We start from the raw sequence: 25,567 nt of genomic DNA, 5'->3' as shown, positions 1-25,567 counted from the left end.
ATGGGGGAGTTGTAGCCACTTTTCAAGCGGCTATCATTCAAGATCGTCAGGAGATGTATAAGGACAAACCAAGTCTATGTGAGAATTGCCCAGAGATTTATGCCCAATTCAAGATACTTTCCTCAATTCCCCCAATCCATTCGGTTTTTTGGCCAATTGCAATTGCGCCTTAAAGCGTTTCTGCACAGCTTCTACGTGCGAGATTACGCCTACGGTTTTACCATGCGCCCGAAGACCCTCCAAGGTGTTAATTACGGTATACAAAGTTTCTGCATCCAGGTTACCGAAACCTTCATCTAAAAATAAGGAATCTATCGACTTACCATTGCTAGCTAATTCTGAAAGCCCCAAAGCCAATGCTAGACTGACAATGAAACTCTCGCCGCCGGATAAGGTTTTGGGTAAACGCCGGACATTACCTTGATAAGTATCTTCAATTTCCAAAGCCAAACCTCGGTCGCTGGATTTTTGCCGAAGATAATAACGTCCACTAATTTTTTCTAGTGTCGTATTGGTTTGCAACAACAGTCTTTCCACCATACGTTCCTGTACTCGACGGCGAAATACCATGCCATTTTCTGCGGAAATTTCCGTAACTTCTGCGTTCGCTTGTTGCACTAGCATTTGCTGGCTTTCAAGCTGCATCAAGATAGAAGCTTGTTTTTCCTTGTATTGTTTTTGTTCGCGGACGATGGTTTCCAAGCGTTTAGCTTCAAGCTCCGCCAACTCCATCTTTTCTTTAGCAACTTTTATGTTAAGTTCGATTTCTTCTGTTGTTAGCTCAGGCTTAGCTTCACCTTCATGATGTTCCAATTGGGCATAAAGCTTATCCAACTCCCCACCCCACTGGGTAACATCAGCATCTAATTTTTCTTTTTGTTGTGCGAACTGGGGCTGGCTTTTCATCAATTCCAAAATTTGGCTGATTTCATCCAGACTGGTAAATTGGGTTTCCTGCATTTTATTGGCAGCGGCTTGATCCAAGGCTTCGGCCTCGTCCTTTAAGTGGCTGACGAGCTGCCCTTTATCCGCAATCAATTTCTGTTTTTCAACCAACGCCAGATGTAAACCCACAGCTTCTTCACCATGTAACTGGTTATTGTAAAAATCCAGCCGTTCTTTGTAGGTATCAATTTGGGCTTGGCTAGCGACCTGCTGAGATAGCAGAATTTCCAGTTCTTCTTTCATGGTTTTGCTGCGGAAATCATAAGCTTGGTAATCTTGACGACGGAGATTAAGGCGATTAATCATCTCATCTTCTTTACCTTTAGCAGGCACAATTTCGCCCAATTGTGTTAATTGCGCTGTCAGCTTTGTCAGCAGCTCTTGCTCTTCCTGTTGGATTTTGGCACTGCCACTTTCAGTCTCCGCCACTCTTTGCGGTTCTGTTTGCCATTCTGCTTCAATGGTTTGTATAGAAGCCTGTAATTGCCCGACAACAGTACTATTTTTCTCGATTGCAGCTTTAATTTTTGCTATCTTTTTTTGAATACCTTTATATTTGCTTAGCAAAATAGCTATATTTTTCAGATCGGTGGATTCGATTGTTAGCAGCCGTTTCATCTTGCCGGTTTTCTCGATGTCGAAATCCGCGCTGGCCGTATTTAATTGGTTACAGAGTGTCAGCCACCGACCATTAATTTGCTTCTGCTGACTTAGATTGGCATGATTTTTTTCTTCGTATTTTCGCGCCAGCTTGACTTGCTGTTCAAGTTGACCAATCTCAGCGGTTAACCGCTTGATCTTAATGCGTTGATCTAGCAAAGCTTGCTGGGAATTCGCCGGAGCTGGGGGACGTTTAGCATAAGGGTGTTCGGTAGCGCCACACAAAGCACAGGGTTTGCCATCGACAAGATGCGACCGTTCTTGAGACATTCTCGCTAACAGCGCATCGTTAAAAATCGCTTTTTCCAGCGATAACCGTATGTTTTCGTCTTGTTTCTGTTGCTGTTTTAACGTTTCAAGCTCGCCTTCCAATTCTATTGCGTCACGAATTGGTGCATTTTGCTTACCAAATAAGCCGGAAAAAAAGGAGGCTTGCGGTGTCAACTTTTCATTAACATTAGCTAAGGCAACTAATTCCTCAAACGCTTTGACCCGCTCTTTCTGCTCCGCGTACAATTCCTCAATCTGCTCCAGGGTATTACCTTGGGCAACGTCTTCCAGTTCTTTTTCCTCGCTTACTAATTTCTTATTAAGTTTATCTAACTCATTGTTTTTATTTTCTATATTGCTCTTGTTTTTTTCTAAGGCCGCGTTGGTAGATTTTGACCATTTACCCAACGCTTTCTTTTTTTCATCAAATTCATTCAGCGCAATCCTCAAATTTTTTAATCGGTCGAGTTCAGGGAAATTTTCCAGCAAAGGCTGGTCAATCGCATGTTCTTTCAACCACGCCGACACTTCATCTAATGCCGTTTGTTTTTCGGCAATCTGATCAGCCAAGGATTTCAACAAGATAACTTCGGATTGCCAGTTGGCATTGAACAAGCTGATCTGATTTCTTATGCCATCAATAGTTTGTTTTTGCTCAGTGAAGGATTTTTCGGGTGAATTCTCTAAACTTTGCCGTGCGTTTAATGAGCTCGCATCAAAGCCCGGCAAGGCCAATGTGGATTCTATCTGTTTGAGTTCATTACGCAAAGCCGTTAGCGCGGCATTTTCTTGCTCGATAAGCTGCTTTTTTTGTGTGATAGTTTCGATGTCATCCTTAAAATCCCGTGCATTTTCAGCAGCCGTTAGTTGATCCAGCTTTTTTTGCACAGCCAATCTTTGGGTTATGGCTTCCTGTAGCTTGGTTTCTTGGGATTCAATCTGGTTTCTAACGGTTGATGAATCAGCCAATAAGGTTTGTTGCTGGCGTAAACGGTTTATTTCTTCCTGATAATCCGCAGTTTGTTCACTAAAATCAGCCAAATCCAACTCGCAGGCTTCCAGCGATTGCGGCTCAATTAACGGGACAGCCGATAAATCTTGTCGCAAATACGTCAGGTTTTTTTCCGCTTCCGCTAACTTAGCTGTCGCTTCCTTTTTATAATCCGCATAAATATCTGTTCCGATAATTTTTTCCAGAATATCCATGCGCTCATTGTCTAAAGCGTTAAGGAACGCAGTAAAATCGCCTTGGGCAAGCATGATAGAACGGGTGAAACTGCGAAAATTCATGCCAGTTATCTCGACCATTCGGTCACAAACCTGATACGGCGTATTGGCAACGGTCTCCTCGCTACTATTTAAGCTACCATTATTCAAGTGGATAAGTTGCATTTCCGATGGCAATAAATCACCTTGCAAATTGCCGCCTACACGCTTTACGTGCCAGCTAGAACGGTACTTATCCGCACCCAATGCAAACTCAATTTGGGAAAAGCTCTCGCTGGTGTGTTGGGTGATGATGTGTTGAGCGGGCTTGTCAAAGCGAAAAGTCTCGCCATACAACGCCAGCGTAATCGCATCCAGAATGCTGGACTTACCCGATCCATTAGGGCCGGTGATAGCAAAAACTCCCGTATCGGTAAACGGCGCTTGCTCGAAATCGATCCGGTTTTCACCTTCCAGAGAGTTGATATTCTTGAAATATAGATTAAGTATTTTCACGCGTGGTCAGTTCTGTACAAACAAAGCTCATGAATTTCGAAATGCTTGCATTATAGCCTTGTGTGATAAATTTTTCCTGTTCAAGCGATGGGTTTTGGGTTAAACCTGTGACTTGATTAATACGACGGCGTAGCAAACCTAGGTTTGCCACTCCGAAATACACGCGACTCACAGCCATGAAGCCGTCAAGTCTATCAAAAATACAGGTTTAACCCACTACCAGCGATGTTACGGGCAAAATGCTATAGTTTCTACAAAATAAGCACAGGGACGAGACCATGAAAGAAGTCCAAAACTACCTCAGCAAAATAAATCAGCGTTACCTTACGGGCATATCCCGCGAACACAGCTACCGTGGCGACTTACAAGCGTTGCTAGAAATCTTGCTGCCCGGCGTGTTAGTGACTAATGAACCCGCCCATATCGCTTGCGGTGCGCCGGACTATATCTTGACCAAAGCCCACATTCCGCTGGGATATATCGAAGCCAAAGACATTGGTAAGCCTTTGGACAGCAAGGATTATAAAGAACAGTTCGACCGCTACAAAAACTCCCTCAATAACCTGATTTTTACCGATTATCTGGAATTTCGGTTTTATCGCGACGGCTTACAAGTCGCCAATATCTGCCTTGCCGACATCAAAAATGGGCAACTCCAGCCAAAACCGGAAGCATTCGCCCACTTCGTCGATTTGATGAAAGACTTTGCCGCTTATTCTGGGCAAACCATCAAATCGCCGTCAAAACTCGCCAGCATGATGGCGGGAAAAGCCCGTTTGCTCGCCAACATCATCGAGAATGCGCTGACCAGGGACGAAAAAGAAGACACCAACAGTTCCTTGAAAGACCAGATGGATGCCTTCAAGTCCATCCTGCTGCACGATATTGATGCCGAGCAATTTGCCGACATCTATGCCCAAACCATTGCTTACGGCATGTTTGCCGCCCGTTTGCACGATGAAACCCTAGACACCTTTTCCCGGCAAGAAGCGGCAGAGCTTATCCCGCACAGCAACCCGTTCTTGCGTAAGCTGTTCCAATACATCGCAGGTTATGACCTGGACGAGCGCATTATCTGGATTGTCGATAGCCTTGCGGACATTTTCCGCGCTGCCGACGTGCGTTCAATATTGGCAAACTTTGGCAAAACCACCCGTCAAACCGACCCCATCATCCACTTTTACGAAACCTTCCTGACGGAGTACGACCCCAAACTCCGCAAAAGCCGTGGCGTTTGGTACACACCCGAACCCGTAGTGGATTTTATCGTCCGCGCCGTCGATGACATCCTCAAGACCGACTTCAACCTGCCGATGGGCTTGGCGGATACGGCCAAAACCACCATACAAGTTGAGATGCCCGTGGTTAAAGGTAAGGGCAAAGCCAATTACACCCAATTGGAAAAGGTCGATAAGGAAGTCCACAAAGTCCAGATACTTGACCCAGCCACGGGAACCGGCACGTTTTTAGCTGCCGCCATCAAGCACATCCACCAGAAATTTAAAGGCCAGCAAGGGCTGTGGAGCCAATACGTAGAAGAACACCTTATCCCACGGGTACACGGCTTTGAAATCCTCATGGCCTCCTACGCAATGGCGCACTTAAAGCTGGATTTGCTGTTGAAAGAAACGGGCTACAAGCCTAAAAAGCAGCCGCGCCTGAACATTTACCTGACCAATTCCCTGGAAGAATCCCACCCCGACACTGGTACTTTATTCGCCACCTGGTTGGCGCAAGAAGCCAATGAAGCCAACCACATCAAACGCGAAAACCCGATTATGGTCGTCATGGGCAATCCGCCGTATTCGGTCAGCAGCAGTAATAAAGGCGACTGGATACAACGCTTGGTGGCGGATTACAAAAAAGACCTCAACGAGAAAAACATCCAGCCTCTATCGGACGATTACATCAAGTTTATCCGCTACGGCTCGCACTTTATCGAAAAAAACGGCGAAGGCATCTTGGCGTATATCAGCAATAACAGCTTTATCGACGGCGTAATCCACCGCCAAATGCGTAAGCACTTGCTGGAAACTTTCGACAAGATTTACATCCTCGACCTGCACGGCAACAGCAAAAAGAAAGAAACCGCCGTTGATGGCAGCAAGGATGAGAATGTGTTCGACATCATGCAAGGTGTAAGCATCAATATTTTTGTTAAACTTAAAAATAATGCAATATCTTAAAGAAACCGTCATTCCGGCATGGACTGCCGGAATCCAGATTACAGGGATGTAATCGAATAACGTTATGACGAAACAGCCCTGTGCTTATATGCTCGCCAGTCAACGAAACGGAACGCTCTATATCGGCGTGACTTCAGACCTGATAAGGCGAGCGTATCAACACCGCATGGGAATGGTGGACGGTTTCACTAAACGCTATACTGTCCATACATTGGTTTGGTATGAAGTGCATGAAATGATGGAAAGTGCCATCCTGCGTGAGAAGCAGCTTAAAAAATGGTCGCGGAAGGCAAAAATTTGCTTGATAGAACAACAGAATCCCTTGTGGCAAGACTTGTGGGCTGAGTTAGTTTCGTCATGATAGGAAGTTACGACCAGATTACATCCCTGTAACCTGGATTCCGGCAATCCCTGCCGGAATGACGTACCGTTAACCTATGTCGTTATTTTTATCTAAATTGCAATTATTGGCTTAAGTTAAAAATAAGTCATATTTTAACTGATTGAAATTGATAAGTTTGTTTAGACATAACCAAGAATGCCAAGCAGCCAAATAAAGTGATTAGCACGTCATTCCGGCAGGGATTGCCGGAATCCAGGTGTCAAGGATGACAACACTTAATTACTAAATCCGGTTTTAATCCCATGCCAAAACCCTTAGCCGACGTTTACCACCTCGACATCTACGGTCTGCGTAAAGACAAATACCAAACCTTATTGGATAACAGCATCAATACCTTGCCGTGGAACAAGATTGAATGCCGTGCGCCGGAATATTTTTTTGTGGCGAAGGATTTTGGGGTTTATGGGCAGTACCAACAGGGCTTTTCGGTGAATGAGTTGTTTCCGGTTAATTCCAGTGGAATTAAAACCCATCGGGATGATTTTGTGGTTGATATTGATAAAAACACCTTATCCAACCGGATAGAAAGTTTTTATTCGTCTTCCGCCACCAACAAAGACTTACAAAGTAAGTTGGCATTAAATGAAAAAGAAGAATGGGTTGATGAAAAGCGGCGTGGAATATTCAATAAAAACAACATCAAGCAAATTCACTACCGCCCATTTGATAGCAGGTCTATTTATTATTCATCTGAGCTAATCGAACGTGGTCGTGAAAAAGTCATGCAGCATTTTCTCAAAGGGGAAAACGTGGGGTTATTAGCAGGTCGTCAAGCAGTCACTGATAACTGGTCGCATATTCAAGTAACCAATACGCCCATTGATAACCGCATTCATTATAGTAATAAAGGGATCTCAGTTGCATTTCCCCTCTACCTCTACCCAGAAACCACCGGACAACAATCCCTGCAAGAAACCAGCACTAGACAACCCAACCTGAACTCTGTCATCGTCCAGCAAATCGCTGAAAAGTTGGGTTTAACCTTTACGCCGGAAAAATCCACCGTCATACCCGCCGGGATGCGGGTATCCAGTGACAGGGATGTTGACGTGTCCAATCCCTGGACGCTGGATTCCGGCAATCCCTGCCGGAATGACGTGCCTCTTGAAGATGTGCATACGGCATCAATTAGAGAGCCTGGAAAGCCGGAAATTACACCATCAACCTTCGCCCCCATCGACCTGCTCGATTACATCTATGCCGTATTGCATTCACCCAACTACCGCGAGTCGTATAAGGAATTCCTGAAAACCGATTTCCCGCGTGTGCCTTATCCAGACCCGCACACGTTCTGGCCGCTGGTAAAACTGGGCGGCGAACTGCGGCAATTACATTTGTTGGAAAGTCCGGCGGTCAATAATCCCATCACCACGTACCCGATGGATGGCGACAATACAGTCACTCGTAAAATCAACCAGCATGATTTTACCGTTCGCCCTGAGCTTGTGGAGGGACATATAGGTGTTGTTCATGGTTCGACAGGCTCACCACGAACGGCTGAGAATTTACCGGAAATTGATACTGAACTCTGCGGGAAGGTGTGGATTAACGACCAGCAATATTTTGACAGCGTTCCTAAAATCGCCTGGGAATTCTACATCGGCGGCTACCAGCCCGCGCAAAAATGGCTGAAAGACCGCCACGGCAGGACGCTAAGCTTTGAAGACATCCTGCATTACCAAAAAATCATCGTCGTCTTAACCGAAACCCACCGGATTATGCAGGAGATTGATACAGTGCGTTAATCGCACCCTATCCTATTATTTAACAAGGCTCAACAAAACCCCAGCAGCCACCGCAGAACCAATCACCCCTGCGACATTAGGTGCCATGGCATAAGTATCCACACAACTTTTCAATATAACAAAAACAATGGGTTGCCAAATCACCAAGCCCCCTCTCCTGCTGGATGCCTACATGGACGTAGGTAGTAGGGCAACGCAGGAGCAGTTGCCGAGGGGGCTGGGGTGAGGAGAATAAAATCAACTGCTTATATCCCCCTCATCCCGACCTTCTCCCTCAAGGGAGAAGGAGTAGATACTTATGGGTCTGGTGCAGACATTTCAGTGTTCTGCACCAAATTGATTGATGCACAATCAGGGCATCAAAGCACCTTGCAATAAGCCCATGGTGGAAGAACCGCCCTGGGTCTGGACGTATTGCAGGATGATGGGAATAAACTGCCCCATCATGCTAGAGCTCAAGCCTAAACTCTGAAACGAATTTGCTAACATAGCCATATTGCCCAAAGAACTACCACCGCCTAGAACACCAGCGGCTGCACCGAGAAGTCCGCCTCCACCCGAGTTGGAAGCACCCATACTAGGTGCGGCTGCCAAATACTTGGACATACCCGGCACAGCATTGCCAATTAAACTGAATTTGTTCGGACTCATGCTCTGCTGCGCCATGGAAAAGATTGATCCCGCACCACCAGTAGCTTGTTGAGGTGTAATGCCCAATTGCTGAACTAAAATGTTTATCAAGCTAGGAGCCTGCGTCGACATAGGTGATCTACCGAGGACATTACCGCCCATACCCGCAGCACTTCCCATGTTCGGAATTTGACCAGCCATCGTTCCCGTTGATGGGTAGCCTATATTGCTCGTTTGCGGCGCATTCTGGGGTGCGGATACACATCCAGTAATTGTCACGGCCATCACTAAAGCCGCTATAGCTGCAAAATTTTTCATTGATAGAACTCCACTTGGGTTATTAAAAAGTGTACTGCAATGTTACGCAGTATTTCCGCTAACGGATTATTGCATAGGTAAAACAATCAGCATGAATAATTCCACTTAAATCTGATGCCCTACGACCAAACGCAGGTCATAAAGACACCAACGATATTGCAGAAATCCGAGAAATACTGCTGGCAATACTTTCGAACAGCGGGACATTAGGGGGTATCAGCATTGCCTTGGTTGGCATTATCAATCTCAAGCCCGATAACTCAAAGTTAGATACCATTGCCGACGATTTATGGGTATCTCTTTCCCGCGCGGTTTTGTTGTGGTGTGTTACTTGGTGTTTTTTGCTATGCGACTCCTTTACACGCCTCGTATAAGTTATCTAGCTAAAACTATTGATGTTTTATTTTTAGGCTCACTCACATTGCTAGTTGTTGCTGGGTTTTTGACTGTATACACGTTCATTTGGGATGCACGCTCAATTACAGAGTGCTGAACATCACCTGATCATTGCGTGCCAAGCATTCGACCAAGCTATGCTCCTCATACAAGAATTTACCATGTTCCCTGGCCACCGTCCTGTTTGTTGCGCTTAATCGAGACTTGTTAGAGATGCCCAGGCTATACCTTGAGCCATATAACCCGATAAAGATTCAAACTTTTGAGCAAAAAAAAGGCCGCAACTCAATGAGTCCGACCTATTTTTATGAAATAGAATTTAAAAACTAAGCTATTGCTTTAACTTTCGCGCTCAAACGGCTTTTGCCACGAGCTGCCTTGTTTTTATGGATAATGCCCTTGTTAACGGCAGAATCGATAATAGGCTGGGCGATATTGAAAGCGGCTTGGGCTTTTTCTTTGTCGCCTGCTTTAACGGCGGCAAGTACTTTCTTGATGAAAGTACGCAGATTGCTGCGTTGTCCTGCGTTGCGAACACGGCTCTTTTCGGCTTGTTTCGCGCGTTTTTTAGCTTGTGCTGTATTAGCCATAGTACGTCGTTTTTACAAAGTGAGTTATCAGACCGCGCATTATCTGTATAAATGCTATCATTGTCAACATTTACGTGCTACGCAAATAGGATAAGTGGTGGGCAAGCGGCTTTTTAAGGCGACCGTTGTAGTTAGTAGTATGACATTGATTTCCCGGCTTTTGGGATTTGTAAGGGATATGTTGATTGCCCGGCTGTTTGGGGTGGATTTGGCAACCGACGCTTTTTTTGTGGCGTTCAAAATCCCTAACCTTTTGCGTCGTCTCTTTACAGAGGGGGCGTTTGCCCATGCTCTTGTACCGGTTATGGCCAACCACCAAAGAGAAAGGCTCGCCTTAAAGCAATTCATCGGCAAGACGGTAGGTACATTAGCGGCATGGACGCTGCTGATTACGCTGGCCGCAATGGTTGTAGCGCCTTTGCTCATCCTGGTATTGGCACCCGGTTTTGCTTGGCAGGGTTCTCAATACGAACTCGCGGTGACCTTATTGCGGATTATGTTGCCATTTGGCTTATGTATTGTATTGGTGGCTTTTGCGGGTGCGGTACTTAATGCTCATGAGCATTATGCCATTCCGGCACTAACTCCGATAATCCTTAATATCAGCATGATTGCCACAGCCTTATGGCTTGCGCCTTTGATGAATATTTCGATTATGGCTTTGGCTTGGGGCGTGTTTGCGGCGGGTATTGTGCAAATTTTGTTTCAAGTGCCCAGCTTGATACGTTTGGACTTGTTCCCCAAGTTAACGATTAGGCTTAAAGACCCCGATGTTAGTTTGGTAATAAAAAGGCTGCTGCCAGCTATATTCAGTGCTTCAGTCACTCAGATCAATTTGCTTTTGGATACTTTGGTCGCTTCGTTTCTGGTCAGTGGTAGCGTTTCTTGGTTGTATTATTCTGACCGTTTGGTCGAATTCCCTTTGGGAATCTTAGGAGTAGGGTTGGCAACAGTAATCCTGCCTAATCTTACCAACCATCATGCTATAGATGATACGACCGCTTTTTCGGCAACATTGGATTGGGGATTACGTTTGGTGGTGCTGGTGGGTATGCCTGCCACTATCGGCTTGTTTGTGTTGGCGGAACCGATGTTATCAACTTTGTTCCAATATAACGAATTCACCATCAATGATGTCCATAAAGCGGGGCAGAGTTTAAAGGCCTATTCGGTAGGTTTGCTGGGTTACCTTTTTATCAAGATTCTAGTTCCCGGTTTTACTTCACGTCATGACCTGAAAACGCCCGTTCGCTACGGCATGATTGCGATGATAACTAGCCTGGCGTTAAATGTATTGGTCATTCCGCTCGCGCATGCTGGACTGGCGCTGGCAACATCATTAGGTGCATTGCTTAACGCGGCATTGCTGTTGAAAAGATTAGTGCAAGATAAAGCTTACCAGCCTGGATTGGGTTGGTTGCTGTTTTTGGGTCGCGTTACTTTGGCAAGCGCAGTGATGACGGTTTGTCTTTGTTATTTTATCGAGGATAGCTGGTGGGATCAATGGCAGTCTGTCGATAGAATAAGCAATTTGCTAAAGTGGATAAGCATCGGCTGCATCGTGTATGTGCTGACATTAACACTTTCTGGCCTGAGACTAAGGCATTTGACGGGCACAAGTGATAAAATCGCCAGCTTTTGATCTATCGGCCATTCATGCGTTTAATTAGAGGAATACCACACCTCCCGGTCTTTAAAAATGGCTGTGTCCTAACCGTTGGGAATTTTGACGGCGTACATTTAGGCCACAAGGCTGTAATAGAAAAATTAGCTGAACGCGGCAACATATTAGGTTTGCCTGTCGTCATAATGATTTTTGAGCCACAACCCCTGGAATACTTTTTAGGAGATAAAGCTCCGCCACGTTTGACGCGCTTACGGGAGAAAGTCGCGCAGTTTGCGAAACTGCCCGTTGATGATTTGGTCATAGTGCGATTTAATAAACAACTGGCTAACTATGATGCCGGACAGTTTATTGATGAGATATTGGTCAAACGCCTGAATGTCAAACATCTTGTGATTGGTGATGATTTCCGTTTTGGTAAAGCCAGGCAAGGCGATTTTGCCATGCTTAAAGCCAAAAGTGATGTACACGGTTTTAAGGTGCAAGATACCGGTTCCTTACAAGTTGATGGCCTACGGGTCAGCAGCACCTTGATTAGAAATGCCCTAGCTACAGGCGATTTGGAAAAGGCTGAAGCCATGTTGGGCTATCGCTATTCAATTTGTGGGCGAGTTATCCACGGTGATAAGCGCGGCAGGACGATAGGTTACCCAACTGCCAATATCAGGATAGCTATTAATAATCTTCCTTTCAGCGGAGTCTTTGCCGTTACCATGACAGGTATAGGTGATTTGAGAATCGAAGGTGTAGCCAATGTCGGAGTTCGTCCCACCATTGACGGCAGTAATAAGGTCGTATTGGAAACTCACTTGTTCGACTTTAATAGGGACATCTACGGCTATAAGGTGACAGTGCATTTTAAACAAAAAATCAGGGCAGAGCGGCGGTTTCAGACCGTGGACGAACTCAAAGAACAGATAGTAGATGATGTGGCCGAGGCCAAAAAAATTTTTGCCGCACAAACAATAGAAGACGATGGATTATGACCTTGGATTATAAAAGCACACTCAATTTGCCCAACACCGCATTCCCTATGAAGGGCAATCTGGCACAACGTGAGCCGGAACGCTTAAAAAAATGGCAAGAAGGCGAGCTGTATCAAGCAATCAGGGCAGTGACTCAAGGCCGTGCAAAATTCATTTTGCACGATGGCCCTCCTTACGCGAATGGTGAAATCCATATTGGTCATGCGGTCAATAAAGTCCTGAAAGACATCATTATTAAATCCAAAACCTTAAGCGGATTCGATGCGCCTTATGTGCCGGGTTGGGATTGCCACGGATTGCCCATTGAGCTACAGGTGGAAAAGAAGATAGGTAAAGCGGGCGCAAAGGTTGCGCCGGATGTCTTCCGCAAGGCCTGCCGGGAATACGCCGGTAAACAGGTCGCTGTCCAAAAAGAAGCCTTCATTCGGCTGGGTATTTTGGGTGATTGGGATAAACCTTATCTAACCATGGATTTTGCCTTTGAGGCCAATACAGTGCGGACTTTGGGCAGCATCGCCCAAAAGGGACATATCGCCAAAGGTGCAAAGCCCGTGCATTGGTGTACGGACTGCGGTTCTGCCTTAGCGGAAGCCGAGGTGGAATATGAAGACAAACATTCTCCTGCAATTGATGTACGATTTCAGGTTGTTGATGAAGCCAGCTTTATGGCCGCTTGCCACCATGTGCCGGAACATGAGGGCGAGGGCGAGTTGTCGGTCGTCATCTGGACAACCACGCCATGGACATTACCAGCCAACCAAGCCGTCGCGCTGAACGCCGACCTTGAATATGCCGTGGTGCAGTGTGAAAAAGACGGACACAAAGAACGCTTGGTATTAGCCGAAGCTTTGCTTAAAGATGCCATGTCGCGATATGAAATCACTGATTACCGCGTTATTGCCTATTGCAAAGGCGCGGCATTGGAACATCACCAATTGCAACATCCCTTTTATGACAGACAAGTGCCGATTATTCTGGGCGATCATGTGACGACGGAAGCGGGTACTGGCGCGGTGCATACGGCACCAGGCCACGGACAGGATGACTATGTGGTTGGCTTAAAGTACAACCTGCCGGTTGATAACCCCGTCGGCGGTGATGGCGTGTTCTTGCCTAGCACCGAGCTGTTTGCCGGCGAACATGTGTTCAGTGCCAACACCCATGTATTGGAGGTGTTGGCAGAAAAGGGAACGCTGCTCCATAACCATGCCATTCTGCACAGCTATCCGCATTGTTGGCGGCATAAAACCCCGATTATCTTCAGGGCGACACCACAATGGTTTATCTCGATGGAACAGAACGGCTTGCGTGACCAAGCACTGAGCGAAATCAAGCGCGTCGAATGGATTCCTGATTGGGGTCAGGCACGGATTGAAAGTATGTTGGAAGGCCGCCCGGATTGGTGTATTTCCAGGCAACGTACTTGGGGCGTACCCATTACGTTTTTTGTCGATAAGGAAACCGGTGACTTGCATCCCCGTACCGGTGAGTTAATCGAACAAGTCGCCAAACTCATCGAACAAAAAGGTATAGATGCCTGGTTTGAAATGGATGCCACTGAATTGTTGGGTGCAGAAGCCGACCGTTACCAGAAAATGACGGATACCTTAGATGTCTGGTTTGATTCGGGTGTGACCCATGCCTGTGTGCTGGATAAACACGATCAACTGGTATTCCCTGCGGATTTGTATCTGGAAGGCTCAGACCAGCATCGGGGTTGGTTTCAATCCTCCTTGTTGGCATCAGTGGCCAAAAATGGCGTTGCACCGTACAAAGCGGTATTGACACATGGTTTTACCGTGGATGCTGAGGGCAAGAAAATGTCCAAGTCCAAAGGCAATGTCGTTGCGCCGCAATCGGTCATGAAAGATTTGGGTGCGGACGTGTTGCGCTTATGGGTGGCTTCCACGGATTATCGCGGCGAAATGTCGGTATCTAATGAAATCCTTAGCCGGACTTCCGACGGGTATCGGCGCTTGCGTAATACGGCGCGGTTCTTATTGTCTAACTTGAATGATTTTGACCCGACTCAGGATCTTGTTGCCACCAAAGATTTATTGGCGCTGGATCGCTGGATGTTGGACAGGGCTTATCTCTTGCAGGAAGAGGTCATCGCGGCTTACGATAGCTACCAATTTCAGCAAATTTTCCAGAAAATCCATCATTTTTGCGTGATTGATCTGGGCGGCTTTTATCTGGATATTATTAAAGATCGGCAATACACCGCCAAAACCAACGGTTTGGCACGGCGTTCGACACAAACTGCCATGTATCATGTGTTGGAAGCCTTAACGCGTTGGCTCGCACCGATCATTAGTTATACCGCCGATGAAATCTGGTCATATATGCCAGGAAAGCGCAGTGAATCGGTATTCTTGGAAACTTGGTATGAAGGGCTGGTTGAACTTGATGCCGCTTCACCGATGAGCCGCGAGTTTTGGCAACAGGTAATGGCGGTGCGGTCGGCAGTCAGTAAGGAGTTAGAAAAGAGCCGAACTAAAGGCGATATAGGTGCTTCGCTAAATGCGGAGGTCGAGCTGTATTGCAATGGCGAATTTTTTGATGTCTTAAACCGATTAGGCAATGAGCTGCATTTCATATTTATCACGTCTAATGCGTCGGTCATAGCCGAGCAGTTTAGCCCTGCTGATGCCATTCAGACTGAGATCGAAGGCGTTAAGTTAAAGGTGCAAGTTTCAGAACATCCTAAATGCGTCCGTTGCTGGCATCAACATTATGATGTGGGCGAACATAAGCAACATCCCGAATTATGCGGCAGGTGCGTTGAAAATGTGGACGGCAATGGCGAGCAGCGCTGCTATGCGTGAGGTAGGTATGTTGAAATGGTTATGGCTGTCATTGCTGGCAATAATCCTGGATCAAGTGAGCAAGTTGGTCGTTGACAACACTATGCAGCTTTATGAATCCATCCCGCTCATACCTTATTTTAACCTGACTTATGTGCATAATACGGGCGCGGCATTCAGCTTCTTGAGCGAAGCAGGTGGTTGGCAGAGGTGGTTTTTTGCGGTCTTGGCGCTGTTCATCAGTGCCGTTTTATCGGTATGGTTAGCGAAGTTACAAAAACATGAAACCTTGCTAGCGTTGGCGTTATCCTTAGTATTGGGTGGTGCTATTGGCAATTTAATCGACCGCTTGGCTTACGGCTATGTCATCGACTTTCTCGATGTGTACTACAACACTTGGCACTGGCCTGCATTTAATATAGCCGATTCAGCGATTACGTTGGGTGTGATGCTTATGTTAGCCGAATCTTTTGGTTTGGGTAAATCCCAAAAAGCAAACTTGTCTGACAGCGATTAATTCTCGTACATTATTGTAACGATCCCGATTTAGATTTGACATAAAAGCCTAACCCACCTACCGAGCCGGAAACTTTTATATCGTTTGCGTGAGTCAAAAAGTTTCGTCTGCGTGCAGTCATTATGCTGGGCAAAACAGGGTTGCTGGAGATCGATTTATGGTAAGACGGGACGCTAAAGCGTCTGGGGCTGTGTATTCCCACGCCGGAGCGTGGGAACGCTAAAACAATTAAAGCTTTAGGGATAGGGTGTGTATCCTGTCGCTTTATTGGCAAGCCCCCACAAAAAGTGAGTTCGAACGCGCCCGTAAAACAAGCGTTCAGTGCCGCTCAAACTGCCATAATCTGGGTATTTTCCAACAGCACTTGGAAGTTGACCCAACGAATCTGCCGGATAAGCAGCAGGTAAATGACAAGTGATACAGTTAGTTTTCAAGCCAGTACCCTCATGTACATAAGTCACTCCACCGCCGTTCCAATCGATATAAGGAGGATCCAGGGCAGGCGTTCGCGCTATAAATACATCAACACCTGTAATAGTTGAAGCACCAAACACAGTAGGGTCCGTCAATTCGTAGTGGTTGCCAAAATGACCTTCAAGATAGGGGTTCGAGTTAATAATCGGCATATTAGGTGCTGCAGAGGCAGTGTACTTATAACCGGCACCCGCCCTAAAATGCTTAAGAGGGAAATAGGCCGGGTTAGAACCGGGTGTAACGGCACTTAAATCCGCAGGCACCCCATTCAAAGCGTCACTTTCGCGCAAGCCACCACTGACCTGAGGTTCCCACCAAAATGTATGCCATGTCCAAGTATCAATTTCACGCGTCGCAATGTGCAAACCGGTAAGCAGGGCAACATCTCCCGCTGCAATATTCGTAACCATTGGCGCCTTCAACTCTTTTGGGAGTCCATTTGCCAAAGCCGTTGCATTAGCTGCGCTTAACTTTACATAGTGAAAATCTTTTATAGCCTGAAAAACGGGAACTCCCACAAGACTAGCTGGGGTTGGCTGTGGGACTAATGCATTACCGAACCTCCCATAGTATGTCCCAGTAAAGGTAGCAGGGTTAACACCAGGTGGGAACACTATTGCTCTTTTTGTCCAATTTCGTTGCGCAGCAACCGTTATGCCAGGTGCAAAATTGACGTTGACTGGTGTCGTTATGTTTTGGTTAGGAAGCGGATTGACAGCGGACTGCGCCTCATCCCAACGATTAATTATTGTCGCCCCGTTCCCTTTTATAACTGTGTAATATGGCTTTAACATTACCCCTTGTGGATTTGCAAAATTAAGCGGTGGCAATGGTTGCGTAAGGGACGTTACTTTATTTTTTAGCGGATTGTAATTATTTACCAAGCCTCCCGCTGATACGCTCATCGTTGTATTTCTGATAAATTGGGCAACCGGAACGTTATATTTAACATCGACTGACCTTTTACCATCAAAACATGCGTAGGGACGCACGATCGGAGATGTACTAAAGTTGATTGCTGCATTCGACCCTGGATTTAACGGATCCGGCGTCGGGTCAGGAACTGCTTCGTCAAGCGAATGCCACGTATCAAAAAGCCTGGCATACCGACTACCATCACTGTATTTATATAGCGGTTTCATAAGGTTTATGAACAGATCCCAGCCGTGCGCTTTCATCGCTGTTCTACCCGTCGTGGCTTCATTAGCTATCCAACCGTTAATCGTCGCTGGAGTTTTAAAAACTGCAGCGGGCAATGGTACAACTGGTACAGGTTGATTTAAGGGTAGCGGGGTTAACGTCGTCGGGGTGGGAGGTACAACCGCTAAAGCTGTAGTTATCGGCATCATCGATATGAAGACACCCTTCAATAGAATTTTGAATAAAGCATTTTTTCTTTTCATTGCAGAAGCTCCGAAGTTATTAAATGTAGTTTATTAAAAGTTGAGAAAATTATAACGAATTGGAAATATGTGCTTATGTGCTTATGTGCTTATGTGCTTATAAGCGGTTGGACTGTACCACGTAAGAATCTCTTAAGGCAAACTCAAAAAACTCTTTCTCCCTTCGGGAGAAGGTTGGGATGAGGGATTTAAAATTAAGCATTTACAAGCCTCACCCTAACCCTCTCCCAGAGGGAGAGGGTATTTTTGGAGATGCCCTTAAGAATCTTTGAAAATTCAAAAAATGCCTTCGACTTTTTGGCAACCACTCTACCCAAACTCTAACTGCTGGGAATGGGCAACCCATATCATTATCCTAACGCACTAAGGCGACGTATAATGTATCAGCGTCGCTTGGATGGCTTTACATAATTCCCAGCGTCAGAAAGACCATTTGATAGAGATTCAGGATGTTGATATGCGCCCTGCGGATACCTTACACCACGCGTTCAATTCGATAAAGTCGCAGCTATTGCGGACGCTGTTAATTGTCTTGGCGATGAGCATAGGCGTGACTTCAGTCACTGTGTTGATTGCTTTAAGTGAAAGCGCCCGCAGTTATATTGTTAATGAATTTGAAGCCTTGGGCACTCATCTTGTCATCGTTTTACCTGGGCGAACGGAAACGACAGGCGGTGCCCCGCCACTATTTGGTGAAACACCCAGAGATTTGACTTTAGATGATGCAGCATCTTTATCGCGTAGCCCATATATTTCTGCGATTGCTCCGCTGACGATTGGTTCTGCACCCGTTACAGCTTTCGGTCTTGAGCGGGAAACCAATGTGTTTGGTTCAACTCATGCGTTGCTGCGGGTGCGGCATCTATCTATGGCACAAGGCAGCTTTTTACCAAAAACTGAGACCGATGAAGCCTTATCTATTTGTGTAATCGGGCAAACGATTCGTGAGCAATTATTTGCCAATGCTCCAGCACTGGGTCAGTGGTTGCGTATTAATGACAGGCGCTTCCGGGTTATCGGCGTTCTGGCTTCAGAAGGTCAATCCGTCGGGGTTGATTTTGACGAAATGGTCATTATCCCCGTCGCTTCCGCCCAAGCTTTATTCGACACTCAATCTTTGTTCCGCATTTTGATCGAAACCAAGTCCCGAGATGCAATGCTAAAAGCAGTGGATGAAGTCAAAAAAATTATCAAACTTCGTCATGAGGGCGAAGAAGATATCACTATTATCACGCAAGATAGCGTGGTAAGCGCGTTCAATAAAATCCTGACAGCACTAACCATTGCAGTGGCCTGTATTGCTGGTATTAGCCTGATTGTGGCGGGTGTGCTGGTCATGAATGTCATGCTAGTCAGTGTTACGCAACGGACTGCTGAAATTGGTTTACTAAAGGCATTGGGCGCATCCCAAGGTCAGGTACAGTGGCTTTTTTTGGCAGAAGCAATGTTGTTATCATTGGCAGGTGCGTTGGTCGGATTGATTCTTGGCCAATTGGTTATATCAGTAATACAGGCTGTTTATCCGAGATTTCCAGTTGAGCTTCCGGATTGGGGATTGCTGTCAGCTTTGGGCGTTTCCATTTTAACTGGCTTGGTTTTTGGGGTGCTGCCAGCCCGTAAAGCGGCAAGACTTGACCCTATTACTGCGTTGGCTAAACGATAAATATGCATTTCCTTGACATACTGCTCCTGTCCTTCCGAACGATTACCGCCTATAAATTGAGATCTGCACTTACATCATTAGGGTTGATAATAGGTATCGCCGCAGTAATTATTTTGACATCATTAGGCCGTGGCCTGCACAGCTTCGTAATCGCCGAATTTACCCAGTTTGGGACGAATATAATTGGCGTTCATCCAGGAAAAAAGACCACTTTGGGACTTTCAGGTGCCACTATAAGTACGGTACGTCCCTTGTCCATGGCAGATGCCTCCAGCTTGAGGAAATTAGCTGGGATTGTTGCTGTCGTGCCTGTGGTACAAGGCAATGCGCGAGTAGAAACCGATAACAAACAGCGGCGTACCAACGTCATCGGTGCAGGTGATGCCGTTCCCCAAGTTTGGAAAATACACACAGCATCAGGCCAATTTTTACCTTCAGGTGAAGATGCCAATCCGCGCGCTTTTGCAGTACTTGGTGACAAGCTAGCAACCGAATTATTTGGCCAAACAAGCCCGTTGGGGCAACGTATACGGATTGGTACTGACCGCTACCGTGTGATTGGCGTAATGGAAAAAAAAGGTCAAATGCTGGGTTTTGATATGGATGACACCGTATACATTCCGGCAACAAAGGCACTAGAAATGTTTGACAGGGAAGGGCTGATGGAAATAAATTTGCTTTACAGCAATAATGTTTCTGTAACAACCGTGCAACAAAGCATTAAACAATTATTAATCGCAAGACACGGCAGGGAAGATTTTAACTTGATTACCCAGAATCAAATGCTGGAAAGCATGAATTCAATACTGAGTATTTTAACGATGGCTGTGGCGGCACTAGGAGGAATATCACTATTAGTTGGCTCGGTTGGGATCATTACCATTATGACCATCGCGGTGTCAGAACGGGTATCAGAAATTGGCTTACTTCGAGCCATAGGCGCGGAAAGAAAAATAATATTTAAGTTGTTCTTATTTGAGGCTTTAACGTTAAGTGCTGTGGGTGGGTTTATTGGTGTTTTGACAGGTATTGGTATAGTCGTATTAATCAGTAACCTTGTACCCGCGCTTCCAGCGGAATTGGCCTGGAGTTACATTGCTGCTGCGTTTACGCTTTCATTGCTGATAGGCATTGTTTCAGGGGTGATGCCTGCGATCAAAGCAGCTCATTTAGATCCTTTACAAGCATTGCATTCCGAGTAAACAATAAATTTCATGCCTTCTATTCTATCCGCCCATCCACAATCCGAATCCGCCTTGGTGCACGGTTTCCCAAGGATTGGTCATGGGTAATCATAATCAGCGTGACACCTTGCTTATTAAGGCTTTCTAGTAGTTCCATGATTTCCAAACCAGATTTGCTATCGAGGTTACCGGTAGGTTCGTCCGCCAAAACGACTTCAGGCCGCATAATCATTGCCCGGGCAATCGCGACCCGTTGCAGTTGTCCACCGGATAATTGATTTGGCTTGTGGTGGGTGCGATCCGCTAAACTGACGGCGGCCAGCGCCTCCTCTACCCTTTGTTTGCGTTCTTTACTGTTTATGCCGGCCAATATCATGGGCATTTCTACGTTTTCGGCGGCAGTCAGGCGGGGAATGACATGAAAAAACTGGAACACAAAACCGATGTTTTCCCGACGTATTTTCGCCAGTTCATCATCACTGCGTTTAATCACATCCAAGTCGTTCAATATATACCGCCCCGAAGTAGGCCGATCAAGCAGGGCGATAATATTTAATAAGGTGGATTTGCCGGAACCCGACGGCCCCATAATGGATACGTATTCGCCTTTCTTAATGATAAGGTTAATATCGTTTAAAGCATGAACCGACTGCTCGCCGACCTGAAAAGTACGGTGGATATGCTCCAATTGGATCACGATTTTTCCTTAACATAAGCACCCGCTACCACACCATCTTGACCAATTGATTTGACGATTTTGTCACCGACTGCCAAGCCGGTTAGTACCTCCACGGTATTCCAGTTGCTTAGGCCGGGTTTGAAAGTGCGCTCTTCCAATTTCCCTTCTTCATTTATAAGCAAAACTCGGTTATTTTCCATAACGGCTTCCGCCGGAATTCGGATCGCTTGTGGTTTACTGGTCAGCAAGACTTCAATATCGGCACTGTAACCAGGCAACAATTCTTTGAGGTCTTTTGGATCGGTCAGTTTAACTTCCACCTCGACTGTACGTGCCTGCTTTTCTTTTTCCAACACATACGGGGCAATTCTGGACACTGTACCGGAACAGCGTTTTTCCGCGAAGGCATCAAGCGAGACGCAAGCAGTCATGCCTGCCTTTATCTGCGGGGCATCGACTTCATCAATCGGTGCAGATACATACAAGCAACTGACATCCATCAGATCAATCGCTGGCAGGGTTGGAATACCTGGGGGCGAAGGGGTCACGTATTCGCCAAGTTCTGCATTAATCTCAGCAATAGTGCCGTCAAAAGGGGCAATAAGTAAGGTTCGCTCAACCGCCGCTTGCGCCGCTTCACGGCTTCTCTCGCTTACGGTAATACTTTCCCGTGCGGCATTGCAGCCCGCTTGCTTAGATTTGGCGGTAGATACTTTGCTATCTACCGCTTCTTCAGACACGATATGATTATTCTTGAATAACTTGGAAATGCGATACGCTTCCCGATCCGCATTTGCGCCCAATTGGCAAGCCTGTTCTGCCGTAGCTTTATTTGCCTTGATTTGCGCTTCTTGCAGCTTGACTTGGTCTTTTAGGTCATCATTCCACACTTCCAGCAACAACTGGTTTTGCTTTACCTGATCCCCCTCCTTCACATGCATCTTCGCCACTTTACCGCCAGTAGCCGGAGCAAGAAATGCTCGTCGACACGCCTTAACAGTACCTACACGTGTATTGGACACGGTAGCTTTCACTTCCCCTTTTTCGACGGTATAGAATTCAACTTCTATCGGCTTTGGCTGTTTTTTGTAGAAATAACCCACAATCAATCCAACGAGGATTAGAGCGGCAACAAGGTAGCGTTTTTTCATTTGCACATTCCGAAGTGGCAAGTAGCGTTGATTATAATGGGTAAAAAATTAATATTGATTTCTTAATGTTAAGAATTGATAAATTTCCAATATAACTAATTTAGAACCCGGCTTAATCCAAATTTTGTTTTTAATGATTAGAAAAGGTAAGATTTCATACCTCAACATAAGTAATTGATCGGAATTATGTCTACAGAAGATAGCTGTACTGAAAACTGGAAGGCCTTACAACAAAGAGAATGGTTGGTTATCGGATTATTTTTGGGTTTCATCCCTGTAGTATTTATCATTGATCGGCTTTTTTCTGTTGTCACTACTTCCGAAATTCCAATAATAACAACAATCTTATGGATGCTAGTTTTAGTTTGGGCGGTTAATTGGGTATCATCCTTTCCTTGTCCTCGTTGTTCGAAGCGTTTTTACCTAAGCAAATACCTTTATTGGACACTAGGGCGAAAATGCCCCCACTGTGGTCTACATCGATATAATTAAGTTTGCATTTCAATGAATCTCTATTCCCAAGATTTTAAAACCGCAGCAACAGCATTATGCAATGCTGGGCGGTTTATCGACAGCAAGGGCTGGATACAGGCAACCAGTGGGAATTTTTCTGCCCGTTTGGCGGATGGCACGATTGCGATTACGACATCGGGCAAGCACAAAGGCAATTTGCAAGTCGATGATATTATGTTGATTGATGCTGATGCCAATTCACTGGACGGTAAAAAGCCGTCGGCGGAGACGGGCTTGCATACGTCGCTATATATGCGTTTCCCCGATGTCCATGCCATTTTGCACCCACATTCCATTAATGCCATATTGGTTTCAAGGCTTTTTGGAGATGAAATCGTACTGGAAGACTACGAGTTATTAAAAGCCTTGCATGGAATTACGACACATGAAACCCGAATCACCCTACCGATTGTTGCCAATGACCAAAATATTCCGCGTTTATCCCGTGTTGTCGATGATTACCTGGATACCTTAACGGCGGACTGTTATGGTTATATTATCGCCGGACATGGCTTGTATACTTGGGGTGAATCCATACCCGAAGCATTACGTCATTTGGAAGCGCTTGATTATTTATTTGAATGTGAACTGAGATTGCACGGAGTCAGAAAACCATGAGCGTGTTAACCATTTATCCCGATAGCTATTCGGGTAATCAGCCAAAGCAAAGCAAGCGTTACACCGATTTTTCCGATATAGAACGTGAACTTGCAGGAATTTATGTCAAGTTTGAACGCTGGACTGCCAACCGTGAACTGACTTCTGATGACGATCAGGCAACCATCATTGCCGCTTATCAGGAATCCATCGACAAACTTAAACAGCTTTACGGTTTTCAATCCGTAGACGTAATTAACCTAAGCCCGGATAATCCCGACAAAGCCGTATTCCGGCAAAAATTCCTGGCTGAACACATCCACGATGATTTTGAGGTGCGTTTTTTTATCGACGGCTGCGGATTGTTTTATCTGCATGTTGGAGGTAAGGTTTATGCCGTCTTATGTGAAAAAGGTGATCTTATTAGCGTTCCCGCCAACACCACGCACTGGTTTGATATGGGCGCTTATCCCAGCTTCAAGGTCATCCGCCTGTTTACCATGCCAGAAGGCTGGGTAGCCAAATTTACCGGCAGCGAGATTGCTCTATCATTCCCTACATTCGATGAAATAGTGGCAGAACTTAAGGAAACCTCAATCCCCTCTCCCTCTGGGAGAGGGCTAGGGTGAGGGTTATAAATGATTAAGGCCATCGTCACCGACATTGAAGGCACAACTTCTTCACTGTCTTTCGTCAAGGATGTGCTGTTTCCTTACGCCCGTGCAAAATTACCTGATTATGTCCGGCAACATCAGGATGAGCCTTCTATCAAGCAACTAATTACCGATACCTGTCAAGAAGCGAATATTTCATTAAATACTGAAAACGCCATCAAACAGTTAATCGAGTGGATAGACCAAGACAAGAAAATCACGCCGTTAAAAGCCTTGCAAGGCCTGATCTGGGAAGCGGGTTATAAGCAAGGCGATTTCAATGGTCACTTATACCAAGATGCCATAGATAACCTTAAGTCTTGGAAAGCGAATGGTATTTCTTTGTATGTGTATTCTTCCGGCTCAGTGCTGGCGCAAAAACTGCTTTTTGGGCATACCGATGAAGGCGACTTAACGCCACTATTTTCAGGCTTTTTCGATACCAACATAGGCGGCAAAAAGGAATCCGATTCTTACCGTAAAATCGCCGAACAGATTGGCTATCCTGCAAATAACGTCCTATTCCTGTCCGATATTAAAGAAGAACTGGATGCAGCAAAAGCGGCGGGTTACCGAACCATTTGGCTTACCCGTGACCAAAAGCCGGACGCTCATGTTGATCATCCACAAGTCAACAGCTTTGATGGCATTGAACTCGATAACTAATATTGCTGAGTAATAAAATAGAGGAGTAATAATGAATTTAATCAAGTTAGGGTTGGTATTTTGTCTTTCACTTTTCCTGTTGGGTAATGTGCTTGCTGCGGGGGCGCCAGTAAATGAAGATTTCTCATTGGTGCTATCCCTTTGCGAAGATATGGTCGAAATGGCTAAAAAAACCAACAAAGAAGGGTTTATTGAGTCAGTTGATTCTGCACTAAAACTTTCAGAAGCGATGAGAAGAAACAACTCGATGGCAATCGACCGCTTTAGACCCAAGTTAAGGGCTGCTAAAAAAGCGGGGAAATCGGGGGATTTTTATGCGGCTATCGGGTTTGTGGAAGAAGCTAAAACGCTAATGAAACCGGCAACGGCATCCTGGGATGGTGGTTCTTAATGGCTGAGCCACCATGAATAATCGATTGCAATAAAGTTGATGAACGATTGCGCTTTGGAAAAAATTGTGTAATACCAATCCCAATAAGTTCACATATTATACCTTCTCCAGTGGGAGAAGGTTAGGATGAGGGGATTCAAATAACAACTTATTGGGATTGGTATAATTGTTATGCCCAGATAGTTAATACAGTTAGCCTTGCGCTTGGTTTAGATGGGTAGTTACCACATAGCTGGTGACAATGAGAGACGTGTGTTGCGCCAGGATATATCCCCGATGGTTTCGTAAAAATCCATTGTTTCAGATAAGATGACTTTATTTAGGGAATCTCTAAAAATTCAAAAAACTCCTTCGCACTTCCAGGGATGGAGGAAGTGCGATAGCGAGGATGCCG

At 45.7% G+C, this 25,567-nt stretch carries 21 protein-coding genes; 13 read left to right on the top strand and 8 right to left on the bottom strand.

Features of this window, described 5'->3' with window-relative positions:
* Nucleotides 1–108: 108 nt before the first annotated feature.
* Nucleotides 109–3,597, bottom strand: a complete 3,489-nt coding sequence (locus tag ABL924_RS07970) for an AAA family ATPase (RefSeq protein WP_349026548.1) — start codon at nucleotides 3,595–3,597, stop codon at nucleotides 109–111.
* Complete coding sequence (locus ABL924_RS07965; RefSeq protein WP_349026547.1) at nucleotides 3,584–3,775, bottom strand: hypothetical protein; 192 nt, start codon at nucleotides 3,773–3,775, stop codon at nucleotides 3,584–3,586. Before ABL924_RS07965 ends, ABL924_RS07970 begins: the two co-directional genes overlap by 14 nt.
* Nucleotides 3,776–3,875: 100 nt before the next feature.
* On the opposite strand from ABL924_RS07965, the gene ABL924_RS07960 reads away from it, so the two are divergent.
* The 3 genes from ABL924_RS07960 to ABL924_RS07950 all read left to right on the top strand — a co-directional run bounded on the left by ABL924_RS07960 (nucleotide 3,876) and on the right by ABL924_RS07950 (nucleotide 7,931).
* Nucleotides 3,876–5,783 carry an N-6 DNA methylase gene (locus ABL924_RS07960; protein ID WP_349026546.1) on the top strand — a complete coding sequence of 636 codons (1,908 nt, stop codon included), beginning with the start codon at nucleotides 3,876–3,878 and terminating at the stop codon, nucleotides 5,781–5,783.
* A gap of 64 nt (nucleotides 5,784–5,847) precedes the next feature.
* Nucleotides 5,848–6,144: a GIY-YIG nuclease family protein gene (locus ABL924_RS07955; protein ID WP_349026545.1), complete on the top strand. Its 297-nt coding sequence runs from the start codon at nucleotides 5,848–5,850 to the stop codon at nucleotides 6,142–6,144.
* Between the two features lie 284 nt (nucleotides 6,145–6,428).
* Entirely contained in the window at nucleotides 6,429–7,931 is a 1,503-nt protein-coding gene (locus tag ABL924_RS07950; RefSeq protein WP_349026544.1) for a type ISP restriction/modification enzyme, read from the top strand.
* Between the two features lie 15 nt (nucleotides 7,932–7,946).
* Here the strand turns inward: ABL924_RS07950 and ABL924_RS07945 are convergent, their stop codons facing one another.
* The 3 genes from ABL924_RS07945 to rpsT all read right to left on the bottom strand — a co-directional run bounded on the left by ABL924_RS07945 (nucleotide 7,947) and on the right by rpsT (nucleotide 9,865).
* The gene (locus ABL924_RS07945; RefSeq protein ID WP_349026566.1) at nucleotides 7,947–8,075 is read right to left on the bottom strand and encodes a hypothetical protein; all 129 of its coding nucleotides are present in this window, start codon (nucleotides 8,073–8,075) and stop codon (nucleotides 7,947–7,949) included.
* A 207-nt stretch (nucleotides 8,076–8,282) separates the two neighbouring features.
* Entirely contained in the window at nucleotides 8,283–8,840 is a 558-nt protein-coding gene (locus ABL924_RS07940) for a DUF2780 domain-containing protein (protein ID WP_349026543.1), read from the bottom strand.
* A 761-nt stretch (nucleotides 8,841–9,601) separates the two neighbouring features.
* Nucleotides 9,602–9,865, bottom strand: coding sequence for a 30S ribosomal protein S20 (rpsT, locus tag ABL924_RS07935; RefSeq protein WP_349026542.1), 264 nt, complete (start codon nucleotides 9,863–9,865; stop codon nucleotides 9,602–9,604).
* Nucleotides 9,866–9,959: 94 nt separating this feature from the next.
* Here rpsT and murJ point away from each other — a divergent pair, with 94 nt between their 5' ends.
* Genes murJ through lspA form a run of 4 tightly spaced genes read left to right on the top strand, consistent with a single transcriptional unit; the run spans nucleotide 9,960 to nucleotide 15,799 of the window.
* Nucleotides 9,960–11,507 carry a murein biosynthesis integral membrane protein MurJ gene (gene murJ / locus ABL924_RS07930; RefSeq protein ID WP_349026541.1) on the top strand — a complete coding sequence of 516 codons (1,548 nt, stop codon included), beginning with the start codon at nucleotides 9,960–9,962 and terminating at the stop codon, nucleotides 11,505–11,507.
* A 14-nt stretch (nucleotides 11,508–11,521) separates the two neighbouring features.
* The gene (gene ribF / locus ABL924_RS07925) at nucleotides 11,522–12,475 is read left to right on the top strand and encodes a bifunctional riboflavin kinase/FAD synthetase (protein WP_349026540.1); all 954 of its coding nucleotides are present in this window, start codon (nucleotides 11,522–11,524) and stop codon (nucleotides 12,473–12,475) included.
* Nucleotides 12,472–15,303: an isoleucine--tRNA ligase gene (gene ileS / locus ABL924_RS07920; protein ID WP_349026539.1), complete on the top strand. Its 2,832-nt coding sequence runs from the start codon at nucleotides 12,472–12,474 to the stop codon at nucleotides 15,301–15,303. The genes ribF and ileS overlap by 4 nt, the downstream gene beginning before the upstream one ends.
* Nucleotides 15,304–15,310: 7 nt before the next feature.
* A complete protein-coding gene (lspA, locus tag ABL924_RS07915) occupies nucleotides 15,311–15,799 on the top strand; it encodes a signal peptidase II (RefSeq protein WP_349026564.1) in 489 nt (162 codons plus the stop codon).
* A gap of 236 nt (nucleotides 15,800–16,035) precedes the next feature.
* Here lspA and ABL924_RS07910 read toward each other — a convergent pair whose 3' ends face one another.
* Nucleotides 16,036–17,676 (bottom strand): hypothetical protein, encoded by a 1,641-nt coding sequence (locus ABL924_RS07910; RefSeq protein WP_349026538.1) that lies wholly within the window; start codon nucleotides 17,674–17,676, stop codon nucleotides 16,036–16,038.
* 457 nt (nucleotides 17,677–18,133) lie between these two features.
* On the opposite strand from ABL924_RS07910, the gene ABL924_RS07905 reads away from it, so the two are divergent.
* Together ABL924_RS07905 and ABL924_RS07900 are read left to right on the top strand one after the other, a co-directional pair.
* Complete coding sequence (locus ABL924_RS07905) at nucleotides 18,134–19,339, top strand: ABC transporter permease (RefSeq protein WP_349026563.1); 1,206 nt, start codon at nucleotides 18,134–18,136, stop codon at nucleotides 19,337–19,339.
* A 2-nt stretch (nucleotides 19,340–19,341) separates the two neighbouring features.
* Complete coding sequence (locus tag ABL924_RS07900) at nucleotides 19,342–20,541, top strand: ABC transporter permease (protein WP_349026537.1); 1,200 nt, start codon at nucleotides 19,342–19,344, stop codon at nucleotides 20,539–20,541.
* 19 nt (nucleotides 20,542–20,560) lie between these two features.
* Here the strand turns inward: ABL924_RS07900 and ABL924_RS07895 are convergent, their stop codons facing one another.
* Entirely contained in the window at nucleotides 20,561–21,220 is a 660-nt protein-coding gene (locus tag ABL924_RS07895; protein WP_349026536.1) for an ABC transporter ATP-binding protein, read from the bottom strand.
* Nucleotides 21,217–22,353, bottom strand: a complete 1,137-nt coding sequence (locus ABL924_RS07890) for an efflux RND transporter periplasmic adaptor subunit (RefSeq protein WP_349026535.1) — start codon at nucleotides 22,351–22,353, stop codon at nucleotides 21,217–21,219. Before ABL924_RS07890 ends, ABL924_RS07895 begins: the two co-directional genes overlap by 4 nt.
* Before the next feature lie 504 nt (nucleotides 22,354–22,857).
* On the opposite strand from ABL924_RS07890, the gene ABL924_RS07885 reads away from it, so the two are divergent.
* Genes ABL924_RS07885 through ABL924_RS07870 form a run of 4 tightly spaced genes read left to right on the top strand, consistent with a single transcriptional unit; the run spans nucleotide 22,858 to nucleotide 25,173 of the window.
* On the top strand, nucleotides 22,858–23,484 hold the full coding sequence (locus ABL924_RS07885) for a methylthioribulose 1-phosphate dehydratase (protein ID WP_349026534.1): 627 nt from the start codon (nucleotides 22,858–22,860) through the stop codon (nucleotides 23,482–23,484).
* Nucleotides 23,481–24,092: a cupin gene (locus ABL924_RS07880; RefSeq protein ID WP_349026533.1), complete on the top strand. Its 612-nt coding sequence runs from the start codon at nucleotides 23,481–23,483 to the stop codon at nucleotides 24,090–24,092. The genes ABL924_RS07885 and ABL924_RS07880 overlap by 4 nt, the downstream gene beginning before the upstream one ends.
* Before the next feature lie 9 nt (nucleotides 24,093–24,101).
* A complete protein-coding gene (gene mtnC / locus ABL924_RS07875) occupies nucleotides 24,102–24,782 on the top strand; it encodes an acireductone synthase (RefSeq protein ID WP_349026532.1) in 681 nt (226 codons plus the stop codon).
* A gap of 31 nt (nucleotides 24,783–24,813) precedes the next feature.
* On the top strand, nucleotides 24,814–25,173 hold the full coding sequence (locus ABL924_RS07870) for a hypothetical protein (protein WP_349026531.1): 360 nt from the start codon (nucleotides 24,814–24,816) through the stop codon (nucleotides 25,171–25,173).
* The last annotated feature ends 394 nt before the right edge of the window (nucleotides 25,174–25,567 follow it).

This window comes from Methyloglobulus sp., assembly GCF_040079455.1.
Lineage (GTDB): Bacteria > Pseudomonadota > Gammaproteobacteria > Methylococcales > Methylomonadaceae > Methyloglobulus.
Note: the sequence above shows the minus strand (reverse complement) of the source record. Positions and strands in the feature narration are given on the sequence as shown.